This window comes from Streptomyces sp. NPDC029139 (assembly GCF_055564335.1).
Genome location: NZ_JBVHWN010000013.1, coordinates 13,881 through 27,258, shown reverse-complemented (window position 1 = coordinate 27,258; position 13,378 = coordinate 13,881). Strand labels below are relative to the sequence as shown.

The 13,378-nt window shown below is 69.2% G+C and carries 16 protein-coding genes and 3 pseudogenes; 7 read left to right on the top strand and 12 right to left on the bottom strand.

Annotation, left to right across the window (positions count from 1 at the left end; translation table 11 throughout):
- Window positions 1–86 precede the first annotated feature (86 nt).
- A complete protein-coding gene (locus tag ACZ4VW_RS25510) occupies window positions 87–212 on the bottom strand; it encodes a hypothetical protein (RefSeq protein WP_467966197.1) in 126 nt (41 codons plus the stop codon).
- Between the two features lie 226 nt (window positions 213–438).
- On the opposite strand from ACZ4VW_RS25510, the gene ACZ4VW_RS25505 reads away from it, so the two are divergent.
- Together ACZ4VW_RS25505 and ACZ4VW_RS25500 are read left to right on the top strand one after the other, a co-directional pair.
- A complete protein-coding gene (locus tag ACZ4VW_RS25505) occupies window positions 439–789 on the top strand; it encodes a DUF6207 family protein (RefSeq protein ID WP_467966494.1) in 351 nt (116 codons plus the stop codon).
- Between the two features lie 266 nt (window positions 790–1,055).
- The gene (locus ACZ4VW_RS25500; RefSeq protein ID WP_467966195.1) at window positions 1,056–1,307 is read left to right on the top strand and encodes a hypothetical protein; all 252 of its coding nucleotides are present in this window, start codon (window positions 1,056–1,058) and stop codon (window positions 1,305–1,307) included.
- Between the two features lie 301 nt (window positions 1,308–1,608).
- On the opposite strand, the gene ACZ4VW_RS25495 is transcribed toward ACZ4VW_RS25500, so the two are convergent.
- Complete coding sequence (locus ACZ4VW_RS25495) at window positions 1,609–2,076, bottom strand: transposase (protein ID WP_467966193.1); 468 nt, start codon at window positions 2,074–2,076, stop codon at window positions 1,609–1,611.
- A gap of 155 nt (window positions 2,077–2,231) precedes the next feature.
- Here ACZ4VW_RS25495 and ACZ4VW_RS25490 point away from each other — a divergent pair, with 155 nt between their 5' ends.
- On the top strand, window positions 2,232–2,837 hold the full coding sequence (locus tag ACZ4VW_RS25490) for a hypothetical protein (protein WP_467966191.1): 606 nt from the start codon (window positions 2,232–2,234) through the stop codon (window positions 2,835–2,837).
- A 185-nt stretch (window positions 2,838–3,022) separates the two neighbouring features.
- Here ACZ4VW_RS25490 and ACZ4VW_RS25485 read toward each other — a convergent pair.
- Window positions 3,023–3,254 (bottom strand): annotated as a pseudogene (locus ACZ4VW_RS25485) (hypothetical protein); the annotation flags it as partial.
- A gap of 376 nt (window positions 3,255–3,630) precedes the next feature.
- Here ACZ4VW_RS25485 and ACZ4VW_RS25480 point away from each other — a divergent pair.
- The gene (locus ACZ4VW_RS25480; protein WP_467966189.1) at window positions 3,631–5,211 is read left to right on the top strand and encodes an outer membrane protein assembly factor BamB family protein; all 1,581 of its coding nucleotides are present in this window, start codon (window positions 3,631–3,633) and stop codon (window positions 5,209–5,211) included.
- 146 nt (window positions 5,212–5,357) lie between these two features.
- Here the strand turns inward: ACZ4VW_RS25480 and ACZ4VW_RS25475 are convergent, their stop codons facing one another.
- The 9 genes and pseudogenes from ACZ4VW_RS25475 to ACZ4VW_RS25435 all read right to left on the bottom strand — a co-directional run bounded on the left by ACZ4VW_RS25475 (window position 5,358) and on the right by ACZ4VW_RS25435 (window position 11,300).
- Entirely contained in the window at window positions 5,358–5,600 is a 243-nt protein-coding gene (locus tag ACZ4VW_RS25475; protein WP_467966187.1) for a hypothetical protein, read from the bottom strand.
- Window positions 5,601–5,845: 245 nt separating this feature from the next.
- On the bottom strand, window positions 5,846–6,190 hold the full coding sequence (locus tag ACZ4VW_RS25470; RefSeq protein WP_467966185.1) for an ArsR/SmtB family transcription factor: 345 nt from the start codon (window positions 6,188–6,190) through the stop codon (window positions 5,846–5,848).
- Window positions 6,191–6,368: 178 nt separating this feature from the next.
- The gene (locus ACZ4VW_RS25465; protein WP_467966183.1) at window positions 6,369–6,743 is read right to left on the bottom strand and encodes a hypothetical protein; all 375 of its coding nucleotides are present in this window, start codon (window positions 6,741–6,743) and stop codon (window positions 6,369–6,371) included.
- Window positions 6,744–7,095: 352 nt separating this feature from the next.
- Window positions 7,096–7,173: pseudogene (locus ACZ4VW_RS25460) on the bottom strand (IS5/IS1182 family transposase); the annotation flags it as partial.
- A 1,241-nt stretch (window positions 7,174–8,414) separates the two neighbouring features.
- Window positions 8,415–8,807 (bottom strand): hypothetical protein, encoded by a 393-nt coding sequence (locus tag ACZ4VW_RS25455; RefSeq protein WP_327159530.1) that lies wholly within the window; start codon window positions 8,805–8,807, stop codon window positions 8,415–8,417.
- 226 nt (window positions 8,808–9,033) lie between these two features.
- Window positions 9,034–9,413 (bottom strand): annotated as a pseudogene (locus ACZ4VW_RS25450) (DUF6415 family natural product biosynthesis protein).
- A 606-nt stretch (window positions 9,414–10,019) separates the two neighbouring features.
- Window positions 10,020–10,742 (bottom strand): cation efflux transmembrane domain-containing protein, encoded by a 723-nt coding sequence (locus tag ACZ4VW_RS25445; protein ID WP_467966180.1) that lies wholly within the window; start codon window positions 10,740–10,742, stop codon window positions 10,020–10,022.
- Window positions 10,739–11,077: an ArsR/SmtB family transcription factor gene (locus ACZ4VW_RS25440; RefSeq protein ID WP_467966178.1), complete on the bottom strand. Its 339-nt coding sequence runs from the start codon at window positions 11,075–11,077 to the stop codon at window positions 10,739–10,741. Before ACZ4VW_RS25440 ends, ACZ4VW_RS25445 begins: the two co-directional genes overlap by 4 nt.
- 28 nt (window positions 11,078–11,105) lie before the next feature.
- Window positions 11,106–11,300, bottom strand: coding sequence for a hypothetical protein (locus ACZ4VW_RS25435; RefSeq protein ID WP_467966176.1), 195 nt, complete (start codon window positions 11,298–11,300; stop codon window positions 11,106–11,108).
- A 289-nt stretch (window positions 11,301–11,589) separates the two neighbouring features.
- Between ACZ4VW_RS25435 and ACZ4VW_RS25430 the strand changes: the two genes are divergently transcribed.
- The 3 genes from ACZ4VW_RS25430 to ACZ4VW_RS25420 all read left to right on the top strand — a co-directional run bounded on the left by ACZ4VW_RS25430 (window position 11,590) and on the right by ACZ4VW_RS25420 (window position 13,060).
- A complete protein-coding gene (locus ACZ4VW_RS25430) occupies window positions 11,590–12,090 on the top strand; it encodes a hypothetical protein (protein ID WP_467966175.1) in 501 nt (166 codons plus the stop codon).
- Window positions 12,087–12,587 carry a GNAT family N-acetyltransferase gene (locus ACZ4VW_RS25425; protein ID WP_467966173.1) on the top strand — a complete coding sequence of 167 codons (501 nt, stop codon included), beginning with the start codon at window positions 12,087–12,089 and terminating at the stop codon, window positions 12,585–12,587. The genes ACZ4VW_RS25430 and ACZ4VW_RS25425 overlap by 4 nt, the downstream gene beginning before the upstream one ends.
- Window positions 12,588–12,682: 95 nt before the next feature.
- The gene (locus tag ACZ4VW_RS25420; protein ID WP_467966171.1) at window positions 12,683–13,060 is read left to right on the top strand and encodes a hypothetical protein; all 378 of its coding nucleotides are present in this window, start codon (window positions 12,683–12,685) and stop codon (window positions 13,058–13,060) included.
- The last annotated feature ends 318 nt before the right edge of the window (window positions 13,061–13,378 follow it).

The following is a 13,378-nucleotide window of genomic DNA, read 5'->3' as shown; positions in this document are numbered from 1 at the left end:
GCTTCGCTCGGGCGACACGGCCCTCCGTCGGGGTGCGGTGGAGGGCCGTGTCGCGTTGTGCCGGGCGCCTTGTCGGCGGTGACGCGTCAGACGCCGGCGACGCTCTGGATCCAGGAGCGGCACGCCGTCACGGGCGTCAGTTCGTGAAACAGCGCATCCATCATTGCCCGGCGGCGCTCGTATGGTTCGGCGAGCAGCTCCTCGCCGTCCACTTGGAGGGCGTCGAAGGCGATGACGTACGCAGGCAGCCTGGCCAGACCGGTCGCGTGAGCGGACGTCGTGACTGCTTCTCCCTGTGTACGGCTCGATCCCGGTCTGCGCGAGTGGCACCCGGCGAGTCGGTGACCGCAGTCGCTCGTACGGATGCTTCTCCCCCGGGCGGCGAACCGAGCCACCCGGGGAGCCGTCGGTGGGGACATGCAGATCGATGAGTAGCACATCGCCGAGGCGGGGCTCGTGGTCCTGGACATCACCGCCGCCGAGGAGGACACCGTCCTCACGGTGATGGCCGCACTCCAGCAGCAGTGGGCCACCTCGGGTATCACGCCGGTGTGGCGCACGCCGGGCGAGGCGGGAGACAGGGCTCGCGTGTACGCGGACGTCCGGCCTACGGGCCGTCTGGGCACTGCGCGGACAACCCCGCAAGTCGTGGACGGCGGCGATGGTCGGTGGCTGGTGTGCCACCTGCACTCCCCCATTCCGCAGGCAACACCACCCTTTGCGCACCGATCAGCCAACTCCGGACTGCCGTGCGGTGCCGATCAGTGGCTACCGCCCCTGAAGAGCTGAGGGGGCGGATTCGAACCGACCGTCAGGGCCAGTACAGGGACGGCAGACTTATAGCCCATCAGGCGGCGGCTGGGCGCTGGCGGGCAAGATAGGCACGAGCAGCTCCTCCGGCGGGGTGCACCTCGACGTTCACCACCTCCTACGAGGTGTGTTCACACACCCACCCAGGCGGGGTGCTTATGCCAGAGGTACGAGCAAGATAGCGATTGGGTGACGACACCGCGTGGGCGCATTACGCGACGCCCGATCGGAGGGTTGGAGCAAGCATGCGGACCTCTCACTACGCGGTACTGGACCGTGCCCATTGGCGCGGCGCCGACCACGCGCCTTGCTCTCACTGCACCGACCTGCTGTCCTTCGACGAAGCCCGCAGCGAGACGGCGGAGCAAGGGCCCACCACGTGGGATCGGGTGGGCGATCTGGTCACCAGCGACACCGCATCCGCCGTGCGGGCCGTCATGATCACGTGGTTCACCGCTGCAACCGCGCTGGCCATGATTTTGACCCTCACTCGCTGACCCTTGACGGTCGGGGCGGCCTGCACCTTGGCTGTGTCGAGCATGAGGGGTCCTCTCGGAGCGATCGGTAACGTCCCGCCGCCTCCGCGGCTTGGCACTTCGTCAAGTTACGAGCAACCCCACCGTCTGGGTTGACCTCCGGCGCCCATGTGTTGGCACGACAGCGCACAACCGGTCAATGTCACAGCCGCGCTCGTCACCACCGGTCCGGCCCGGCCGGCCGCGGTCACCGCCATCGGCTATCGTCTGCCGGCCCTGCACCACCACGCCCCCGGCTTCGCCGCCGCCCACCACGCCGCGCTCACCGCCCGGGTCGGCAGCCCCACACCGGCCTCCCGCGCCCCCATTCCCGGCGGACGGCGAGGCGCTTCAACTGGTGGAGGAGAGCGAACGTCTGCTCGACGACATAGCGGAGCGTGCCAAGCCCTGGAAGTTCGGGGTGCACCTGCGGGAGATGACCGGGAGGATCCGGCGCTTGCGGAGTTCGGGCGCGGTGGGGATGGGAGTCGTAGCCCTTGTCGCCGAGCAGAGCCTCGGGACGCCGTCGCGGACGTCCGGCGACGGGCGGGGTGCCGTCGGCCAGGGCGAGGGTCTGGGTGTCGTCGTTGACGTTGGCCGCCGTGGTGATCACCTTGAGTGGGGTGCCGCGCCCGTCGCAGATCAGGTGGCCTTTGCTGCCCGTCTTTCGCCGGTCGGCAGGCGACGGACCGGCACGACCGGAGCGATGTCCTTGTCCACCGCGCCGACCAGCCCGACAATGAGGACTCACGATTCACCGCGCAGGATGAGTGACGTTCCGGCGCGCGGTTGACCGCGTTCCCAGAGGTCGCGGGCGGCATGTCGGCTCGGTGGACCAGTGACGCCCGACGGCGCCGGCCGGGCGCCGGACCTCCTCGACGCCCGGACTCGAACAGGAGCCCTTGATTGCGCTTCTACGCCCAGACCCCCGCACGCCGGATCCGTCAGATGCTTGTGGACCTGATCGCCGTAGCCCTGATCGCCATCGCCGTCTGGGCGGCCTTCGCCGTCCGCGAGGCGATCATGCTGCTGGCCCAACCGGGACGCAAGGTGGAAAGTGCTGGCAACAGCCTCGCCGAAGAACTCGACAACGCGGGAGACGCGGCATCGGACGTGCCGCTCATCGGCGACACCCTGAAGAAGCCGCTCCAGTCCGCGGCCGGCGCCGGCTCCGGCTTCGCCGAGGCGGGAGTGTCGCTCCAGGAGACCGTCAGCCAGGTCGCCAACGTGATCACGACGGCCCTCATCCTCATCCCGGTTCTCTTCGTCCTGCTCCTGTGGCTCCCGCCGCGCCTGCTCTGGATCCGGCGCAGCAGCACTCTGCGCCGCCTCGCCGAGGCTCCCGGTGGCGCCGACCTGCTCGCCCTGCGCGCCCTCACTGGTCCTCCGGGCGCACTCGCCAAACTCCCGACCCCGCCAGGCGGATGGGCCGACGCCTGGCGACAGGGGGACCGGCAAGCCATCACCGACCTCAGCATGATCTCCCTCAACCGCATCGGGCTCCGGCCCTGACGCAAAGCTCCGGCTCCTTTCGGCGTACGCCTCCCGACGAAGACGCCGCGACCTTTCTGGTTGCGGTCACCACATGGATCGATCGGCAGAAGAGGGAGGTTCCGGGGCCTAGGAGGACGCAGCCGAGTGCGGCAAGCAGGGCGGCAGCGCCACCGGTGAGGATCCGTCGCGCAGAGCGGCCAAACTTCCATCGGGACTTCGCACAGCCGGGGACTACCGGGCGCGGAGTCGGGGATGCGGTCATCGGCGAACGCGAGCAGCCTGGGCTTTCCCGCTCCTAGGATCCCGAGCGCGTCGGCCAGTTCACCCGCCCTGTGACTGCCGGGTGCCCAGGTCGCAGTGACCACGGGCGGTCGCTGCACCTGCGGCGGCGTGCTGGGCGAGGACGACCATCACGTCCGGCCAGGCCAAGACCATGTTCAGGACGTCGCGGCTCCCCCACGTGCGGCGAAGCGGACCCCCTCGACGGGGCGCCCATGGTCGGCCGGGACTGGGTGTCGGTGACCTGGTGGACGGCGGCGCGGGGGAGGAGCGTGGTAAAGGCGGTCGAGGCATGAGGCGAACACGACGTGGTCGAAGCGTTCGTGGTGCAGACGCGGGTGGGCATCTACGGCGGCGCGGTGCTGCGAGTGGACGGTGCCCTCGAGCACACGGCGGTCGACGGGGTGGCCGACGTTGTGCTCCAGGCAGACCGAGAGCGGGCGGTCATGAGGATGACGACGATGGGGGTGCGTAGCGGCGGGCCGTTTCCACCAGCCCCCTACGGACGGCCTTTCGCAGTTGGTGGCGTCCCATGCAGGTCCTTCTGTTCCGCTACGAGGCTTCGGACTTCCCGCATCCCTCGGTCATTGAGAAGATCACCAGCATGACCTTCCGTATCGACCGGATCCTTGGTGACCGTCCTTTCGCCGAGGTCGGTGGTCCCGTACTCGCCGTCGCCAACGAGCGTCGCGGCCTGCTGGCGGTGGCAGGCGCGCACGAGTTCCACAGCACCGCGCCGGTCGGCGTGTACAGCACAACCGATCTGGGCTGCCGTGCTCTCCTGCGTTCGCACTACCCCGTGCACGCGATGGCTTTCCATCCGACTCTTCCTCTCCTCATCGTCGGAACAGGCCGTTACGACGGCGGTTACTTCTTCGAAGGAGAACTGCTCCTGCTGGACCTGGAGACCGGCACGGGAACATCGCTCATCGAGGACGGATTGGGACGTCAGGTCTTGAGCCTGGAATGGCTCAATGAGCAGGAACTACGTGTGCTGATGGCACCGCCTGACGACTGGCAGGACAGTGACGCACACGTCGAGGGGCACGTTGCGAGGGTGCTGCGGCCTGACTGGAGGGCCGTACCACCCAGATCGATCACCGCTGAAGAGCTAGCCGGTCCGCGGGTGACCGCCCCGCGTCCCGACAGACGAGAGGAAGCACGACGGGCCATCTCCGGTTCGAGTGTCGGCTGGGAGCACCGCCGTAACGTTCGAGCAGTACAAGAGCTGTCGGACGGCAGGATCCTCGCGACGCTCGACGGGTGTCAGTTGGAGTGTTGGCTTCTGTCCGGGAAGCAGCAGTGGACGGTTCCGGACGACGAGGACGGCGGCCGTGACATCGCCGTCGCCGCAGACGAGCAGTCGGCTTGGGTCGGCCTGGTACGAGCCATCTGGGAGGAGTCTCCCCAGTCGGTCGTCCGGCTGTCCCTCCAGGATGGGGCACAGCTCGCCCGCCTCCAGCCGGCCGCCCCGGTATCCGTAGTTCACTGCGCCGACGGCCTGCCGGCGCTCGCACCCGCCGGGCGCAACGGACGGCGAAGCAGGCTGAAGATCCGTCGCGGCAGCCGAGTCTACTTCCGGGCGGTAGTCCGCAAAGATGGGGACCGGAACCCCGAACGAGGTGAACCATGGTTCGCCGCTGTCGAGTTGGACGGCAAACCTGCTGCCGAACGCCTTCGCGAGCCGGCAGAAACGGAGGTCAGGCGACTGTTCCCGTATTCCTGGGCACCGAACGAGACACACTTCGCCGGCCCGGGTGCTGAGCTCACGGACGGGTCTTTGGTCCATGCTGGCACCGTGTTCAACGGCCACGGCTTGCAGCCCGGTGGCTCGTTCGTCGTGCGGCGCGAGGTATCTGCCGGGCAGCCGCGCTGGGTATTCACGACCGACCATCCCGCCACCGACCTCGACTGCGACACAGAGACCGTCTACGTCACCTACGACGATGGCGAGATCGTCGCGCTCGATCTCCGTGACGGTACGGTGCGCTGGCGTCGCCACCTCACCGTCGCCGGAGTACTCGTTGTCCCGACCGCACTGACCATCGCCGGGCCAAAGCGGCTACTCATCGGCACCAGCGACGGACGCGTGCTGGACTGTTCAGCTGGATAGTCGACCGGCCAGAGTGTCCTGGTGGTCTTGAGGACTCAGGGCCAGCCAGAACGCTGAGGACGCAAGCGGGAGTCGCGTGCGCCACCACAGTCAAGCCCGGCAGAACTCACCCGGTTCCTCGCCTGAGACCGCGTTTGAGATCTCATTCAGGGCGGACGGAGCAAGGCATCGTTGCGTCTTGATGTCGCAGGTGGCGCCCATGGTTCCGCCCATGAGTGCCCGAGGTCATCCCAATCGCGGCGCCTTCGCGGCGACGGCCAGGGCCTGGTCCCCCCCTGGCCGGAGTCGGCCATTTCCTCCGCTGCCCGCTGCATCACGGCGCGGATGTCGGCGGTGATCTGCTGCTGCCGGCTGTCGAAGAAGGCGCGCAGTTCGGCGTTGACGCTCATTCGGGTCTCCTCCCGGGGCACGGCAGGCGTACCCCAGCACCAGGCGCTGCACCAACAGCAGGGACGACCTCCTCGCCCCCCCGCCTCCGGGCCAGTCCCTATACGCCCGTGCGATGTACCGCCCTCGCTCGTCCATGTCATCAGTCAGCCGGTAGCTCCACCCGCCCTGAGGCAGCACCTCCCCCTCGGTCGTCTCGGTGGTGAGGATCCGCCCCGTGTTCCCGGCCGTGTAGTCCGTGGCGCCTTCAGAGGTGTACTTCGGTGTCGATATGCCGGAGCTCCTCGAGGAGTTCGCTCTGTCCGGTCAGAAGTTCGGTGAGGATGCGCCGGGCGGCACGCAGGAGTTCCGCTACGTCGCCGCCGGCCAAGGCGTAGTTGACGGTGGAACCCTCACGGATCGAGACCACGATGCCGGACCGGCGTAGTACCGCTAGTTGCTGGGAGAGGTTGGAGGGCTCGATCTCGATCTCGTTGAGGAGTTCGCGTACAGGCACAGGGCCGTTCTGGAGGAGTTCCAGTACGCGGATTCTGACGGGATGTCCGAGCATGCGGAAGAATTCGGCCTTGGCCTGATACAGCGGCACCTGCATACGACAACACTCCCACTCGGATACGAACCTTCCAAGGCCGGTCAGCCAGACCTTCGGTGCAGCTCCCCATCCTCCCGTCTCCCGGCTCCGACCACCCCGTGCTGACCACATTCAGATGTGCCGAGTTGAAGAATCTTTCAACTTGTGGCCACGCGGGAGCCGGGAAACAGGAGCGGGGTTACACCTCCAGTTCCGCTTCGATGCGCTTGAGCTGATGCCTGGCCATGGCCAGGTTCGCCCGGCCCTTGTCCAGGACGATGTACAGGAACATGCCGTTGCCCCCGCGGCCCCGCAGCAGCCGGATGAGGTGGTACTGGCTGCCGAGGGTGATCAACACGTCCTCGATCTCATCCTTGAGACCCAGCATCTCCATGGCTCGGACCTTCGCCCGGATCACATCAGTGTTCCCCGCGGCGGCCACCGCCAGATCGAGGTCCTTGCTCCCGCCCAGCGTCCCCAGCGCCATGCCGCTCGTGTAGTCGACCAGTGCGGCTCCCACGCTCCCCTCGATCGAGGTCATCGCCTCCTTCAAAGACGTCTCCACACTCAACATCGGTCCTCGCTCCTCTTGTTCTCGAGTGGCCCCGACCGGTCTCACGCCCTGGCCGAGTGATGACGACAGAGGCTACCCACGGACTGGCAGAGGTTACGGGAGCATCGAAAATCTGACGGGAATTGATCCCCTGTGCCCTAGCATTCGCCCCGCGAAACCGACCTGCAGCCTGATGAGGTGTGTGCTTCTCTCCGCGGGACTCGCCCCGGCGACCCGGAGCTAGGGCTCCTCGATCTGCAGCGAACAACCGCCCAGCTGCAGGGTGGCCAGCGGTCGGATGCTGCCGTTGCCCCCTTGTGGCACTTGAGGCGCCGTCGGCCGCCGAGGACACGGCGGTGCTTCCGTCGTCGAGCACCAGCAGCACCCGGTCCGCCAGCGACAAGCACCACGGACGGCCGCCACCAGGCCCGTTCCCGCCCCGTTCACGCACGATGTCACCGTCCCCTGAACTGAGCGCCTCAACAGACCGCCCGCTGCTGGATCCGGGCAGGGGGCGGCACGAACCTACTGATGATCACTCTCCAGCATCAAAGATCACGCACCGATGGCCCGGCCAGAGACCCAGGGCCTGACGGTCGATCCGTCGCTACATCACCATCGGCTTGCGACGACTCCGCATCTCGCTCCGCCCCTTGCCGAGCTCATTGGTGGGCTGCCGCCGAGCGCTGCCCGCCAACTACGGGCGACGCCCGTCCAGGCGGGAAGCCTCGAGGAGAGCGCCTGCACCCTGACCAGCGCGCTGCAGGCCAGTCAGGAACGGCAACGGCTCGCTGCCGGCTGCAGAAAGCTCGGCATCGACTGGGCGGGAGCGGAGCCGACCGCCGAAGCCGCGCCCCGAACCATGGGTGTCAGCTCCGTGCCGCTCATGCCACACCACGGCCGAGTCCGCAGCGTACGGCGTAACGCTTCTACGCAAGCCGCATCGTGAGCGAGTGACCCAGCGAGCCCAAAACGGCCGGCTGCGAGACGCGAGAAGCTCACCGCTGCCGAGCTCGCCGCAATCGCGGCGCTGGGCGTGGACTGGGCGTGACACCGACTGCGGCTGGTTGTTGAACAAGACGGTTAAGCGAAGTGCACCGAGAGGCCCCGGGCGTCATCGCCCGGAGCCTCGTGCTGTCGGCGGTGGCTCCGCCCGGACATGGCGCGGGCCTGCAACGCGAGGTGCAACACCGATTCCACGAACCTCTATCCGAGGCATCACCGCAGGTCAGAGCGCGATGCGCGGCGGTGCTGCACTGAAGGTGTCCCCTGGACGCTTTCGACGCTGCGGCTGCTCCGTGGCGTCAGGCCCTCGGTGACCTGGACGAAGACCTCCTCGCCGAGGCCGCCGTCGAAGCGCGGGCCTTCGGCGCCGCCCGGCGGCCGCCGTCGACGAGCTGGTGCGCGGCCTGCCCGGGCAGGTGGCCGACTGGCAGCCGTCGATCGGCGAGCTGGGCCGCACGCTCACCACGGCAACTGAACGCCGACCGCTACCCGGCTGGTCCACCGACGCCGGCCGCACCGAGGACATCGGGTGGCGCCAGGCCCCGCACCACGCTGCTCGAGGCCGTCGCACGCCACCACCACGCTCACCTGCTCGCCGCCACCGTCGGGCTCGGCGGTGAGCTGGAGCTCCCGTCTACCCGTAACGGGGGCGCTTCAGGGGCGCGGCCATCCCCGAAGGCTGCGCGGTCAGCGACGCCTTCCGCCGCCGATGCGGCGGTCGTCGGCCAGTGCGGTAAGCGGGCCGAACTCGCAGGCAAGCTCGTTCCACGTCAGAACCTCGCCACAGCGGGCCGGGAACTCCTTCGGGTTGAACTCAGGCATGGTCCAGGTGCCAGTGCCCCGGTCCCGCAGCCACAGGTCCCCGTCACCGTCGACCACAGTCGGCGGGACCGGCACGGGCTCGGCCTGATCGGTGGGCTCCCAGGTGACCCGGCCCGGGTGGGAAACGCGGCGCAGCTCGGTGGTGGCCAGCCGGGCGGCCAAGTCACGGGTGGACTCTTCGGCGTCCTTGACCGACTCGAGTCGGAACGCGTCGTCAAGTACGGGCAGGGCTGGATTCTTGCTGCGCTTTGAACTCATACGCTGACTACCTCCGGTGGGGGGGCGCCACATCCGTTGTGGCACTCCGTAGAGCAACACGGTATCCGAGGCGGGAGCCGGGCCATGCCTCCTCCGCTGGAACGATCAGCAAGCCCGCCGACGCCCAGGAAGATGCTCTGCGCCAGGTCAGCGACTTGTCGGATGAGGCGAGGAACGCACTCGACACGCTGACGAAGCAGCTGGAAGCAACCGTCCAGCCCACGGTTCAGCCCCCGCTCCGTACAACCCTCTCCGGGGCGAGCGCGGCCTCCAGGCGGTCCAGCCGTTCGTAGAGAGCGCGAACGAGGCGGGCGCGGTCTGGACACAGCGCACGGTGCCCTCGATCCTCGTAGATAGTCGGCCTTCCGCCTCGCGCAGGACGACGTCGGCGAGCGCCCAGGGTCCGCTGTCCTTGGGCAGCTGGTCGGCGCGGCGGCGGGCGTCGGCGGCGAGCGCGCGGGCGTAGCCGGTCAGCTGGAGGGCGATCTGCTCCAAGTCGCGGGCGGTGAGGGTGTCCTCGCCGGTGCACGCGAGGACGGCCGTGACGAGGCATTCGTACGGTTCGCGATCCAGCGGGAGCCCGGCTTCGATCCACTTCGGAAACAGCCATCGAGCACACCCCCGCTGTCCGCAACAGTGCGGCCCCAGGGCACCCCACCGTGCGGGCACGCGCCGCACCACCTTGCCCTGTCCCTCCGCTTCCAGTAACGCCATGGCGGCGGACGGGGTCAACCACTCCACGATCCGCCGCCCGGCACCACGGACCTCTCACGCCTGGCACCACGGGCCCCCACGCCCGGCACCACGGGCCCACACGCCGAACGGCCCGCACCATCACCTGGTGCAGGCCGTTCATCCACCCAAGGACCCGCCGGAAGGGGGAGTACGGCAGGCCCTGCATATCCAGAGCCGTCCCATGCGCTCGATCCCCGCATGCCCCCGATCCCACCACCCACACACCCAGGCGTCCGGCCGAACAGCCCGGACAGCCCGGACAGCCCGGCCGGGCCTGCCAGAGCCCGGCTCGGACGGCCGCGGAGGCGGCTTGTGGGTCAGCGGCGCAGGTCGATGTAGAGCCCGTGCGATCACACCCGGCTCCCCCGGGATACGCCGGACCCGCGGTGTGTCGGGAGGCGCGCAGTCGTCGTCCTCATGCAGGAACGTTCACGAGTTCCCGACAGCAGCCGGGCCTTCTTCGTGGGCTGATCAATCTCACCCGCAGCAGTCGCAGCCAGGGCGGCAACCGCATGTGTCGCTCTGCCCGGCACCGGTGGGAGGCATCACTGTGGCAGGGGCCGCGCAGCAGCCCTTGCCCTGCCAGGCGTCGCGCCCTTCCTTGACGGCGATGGCGGCGATGGCGAGGGCGGCGATGGGGTCGGCCCAGGACCAGCCGAGGGTGGCGTTGAGGACCAGGCCCACCAGCAGGACGGCCGACAGGTAGGTACAGAGGAGGGTCTGCTTGGAGTCGGCGACCGCGCTGGCGGAGCCCAGTTCGCGGCCGGCGCGGCGCTGGGCAGCGGACAGGAACGGCATCACGGCCAGGGACAGGGCGGCGATGACGATGCCCAGAATGGAGCGTTCGGCCTCGCCGGTGCCGGCCAGCGCGCGGACGGCGTCGACGCCGACGTACGCGGCGAGCACGAAGAACGACACCGCGATGATCCGCAGGGTGCGCTTCTCCCGTGCCTCGCGTACCACGTGGTCGCGGGCGGAGAACTGCCAGGCGACCGCCGCGGCCGAAGAGACCTCAATGACCGAGTCCAGGCCGAAGCCGATCAGCGCGGTGGAAGAGGCGATCGTCCCGGCGGTGATCGCGACGATCGCCTCGATGACGTTGTAGGTGATGGTGGCCGCGACCAGCAGCCGTATCCGCCTGGCCAGGACGTCACGGCGGGCCGGGGCCGGGCCTATGCCGATGGATATCCCGGTGGTCATCGGCAGCAGCCCTTCTCGTCCGCGTCGACACAGGTCTTGTCGGCCTCGACCGCGACCACGGCGGTGCGCAGGTCGTCCAGGGCGCGGCCGAGGCGTTCGTCGGCGAGTTCGTAGCGGGTGCGCCGGCCCACCGGCACCGCGACGACCAGGCCGCAGTCGCGCAGGCACGCCAGGTGGTTCGACATCCGGGTGCGGGAGATCTCCAGCACGTCGGCGAGGTCGGCGGGGTGGGCCGGGGCCTCGCGCAGGGCGAGCAGGACCCGGCAGCGGATCGGGTCGGCGAGGGCGCGGCCGAACCGCGCCAGCACCTCGATGTCAGCAGCGAGAGTCAGCACACCCAAGACAGTACATGGATAGCTGAATTCATGAAATCTTGTACTGCCGGTCGGACGTACACGACGAGGTGGGCTCCGTGTCGAGCAGGGTGAGGATCCCTCTACGTCTGTCGGCAGCAGCGACATTCTGCGCCTGCGGCAGCAGCTCGACACCGTGAACACCCTCGACGACCAGCGCGGCGGCCACGACCGGGTGGAGAAAGCCGCGCTCGCCGGCGCGCAAGAGGCGCTCTCGAGGGGCGGGCAGCCACGCAGCGCGCCCGGCAGAGACTGTTCGCGCTCGCTGCCGACTTCACCGCCACCGCGGCCTGATCCTGTGTCGACGCCCGCGAGCGTGCCCTGGCCCGCCACCACCTGGACCGAGCCCTGTACCTGGCGGGTCTCGCCCAGGATCCGGCCCTCACCCTTCGGGTGTGGAACTCGGTGTCGATGCTCGTCTACCAGCAGGGCGACCACGCCGAGGCGCTCGCCGCCAGGCCGCGAAGGCCACGGCAGCCATCCGGCGCGATCCGTTGTACGCGAGCCTCGCGCACGCCCGTACCGCGATCGCCCACGCGCACCTCAACGAGCACCGCAGCGCGCTGCGCGCGCTCGACCTCGCCGCCGCCTCGCTCGACAAGGCCGACCTGCAACTGCCCCGTCCGAGCTGGATCGCGTTCTACGGAGCGGCCGAACTCTTCGCGCTCACCGCGATCGTCCGCGATCGCCTCGGCGATGCCGCCGAGGCGGAGGCCGCCTCCTTCCGGGCCCTGGCCGCGCTGCCCGACAGCTTCCGGCGCAACCGGGCTCTCACCACCGCCCGTCTGGCGCTCGCCCAGCTCCACCAAGGCGACATCGAGCAGGCCACCGCCACAATCGGGCGGGGCTTCGATGAGATGTGCAGTGCCCCGTTGCCCGGCCGCATGCGCTCGCTGCTCAGCGACTTCCACCGCAACCTGATCACCCTTGCCCCCGGCTCAGCGGCCGCGCTGGTCTGGGCCGACCGCTACCGCACCGACTGGAGCCGCCCGTGACCCCCACATACGTCTTCCGCCGCTACGGACACGACCAGGCAGCCGAGATCCGCCAGCTGCTCCTCGACGTCCACGCCGACGCCTGCGCAACCGAGACGGACGAGTTCCACGACCAGAAGCGGCGGGCGTGGTTCGTCGACCACTGGAGCGAATTGCCGGGCTTCGACTGTGTCATCGCCTACGACGGCGAGGAGCCCTCCGGCTACGCCTACGGCGACCCTGCGGTGGACGGCCGGGAATGGTGGCGGGCCTACCTCTCCCCTGCCCCTGGCTCGGCGGCGACGTTCTCCCTCTCAGAACGGATGGTCCGCCCAAAGTGGCGCGGGACCGGCCTGTCGGCCCAGCTGCACACCGAACTCATGGCCAGCGCGCCGAACCACTGGCCGTCCTCCTCGTCGACGCTACCCACCCCCGCGTCCAGGCCCTCTACGAGAGCTGGGGAAACCTCAACATCGGCGAACGCCAGCCCTTTGCCGACTCCCCCGTCTACGCCGTGATGCTCCGCGGTCTCCCCGAGGCATAGCGCCCCCTCCTGGTTTTCCCCCGAGAGCCGACCGATGCCATCCGCGTCACCGCGACCTATTGGAGAGCCGTGGACCGCCGAAAGTTCCTCCGCAACGGCTTCACCGTCACCGGCTTCACCACGCCTGTCACGCGGTGGCTGACGCAGCCCGCCCACGCCACCCCCGCCCATCAGGGTGGTCGCCGTGTCGGCCGCGCCGACCTGGACGAGCTGTGGCAGGCCGCCGCCGAGGCGCAGAAGTGGGACTCCCGGTACGGCGGGGGCAACTGGAAGTCCAGCTCGGTCACCGAATGCCTGCGGCTCCGGGCCGCTCCCCTGCTCGCCGGCACTTACAACCGTAGCCATCGGCAAGGAGCTGCTGTCGGCGACGGCCGAGCTGTCCCGGGTGGTCGGCCTTCGACATCGGCCAGCACGAAGCCGCCCAACAGCACTTCGTGCGGGCCCTGAGCCTGGCCCGGGCTGCGGGAGACGTACAGGCCGGCTGCTGCGTGCTGACCACAATGTCGCTCCAGACCGTGCTCCGCGGGTATCGGAGCAGGCCGCCGACATGGCCGAAGGGGCGTACGAGCGGGCCAAGTCCATCGCGGCGCCCCGCGTTCTCGCCTTCGCCAAACTGGGGCAGGCCCGCGCACACGGCCGGTCAGGGAACGGCAGGGCGGCCGGGCCGCAGGGCAGCACGAGAAGGCCACCGGCCGCGACGATGCCCGCAGCGCTGGACAGCGATGCCGGGCTCGGCCACATCGCGGCAGCAGCCCGACTCTGCCC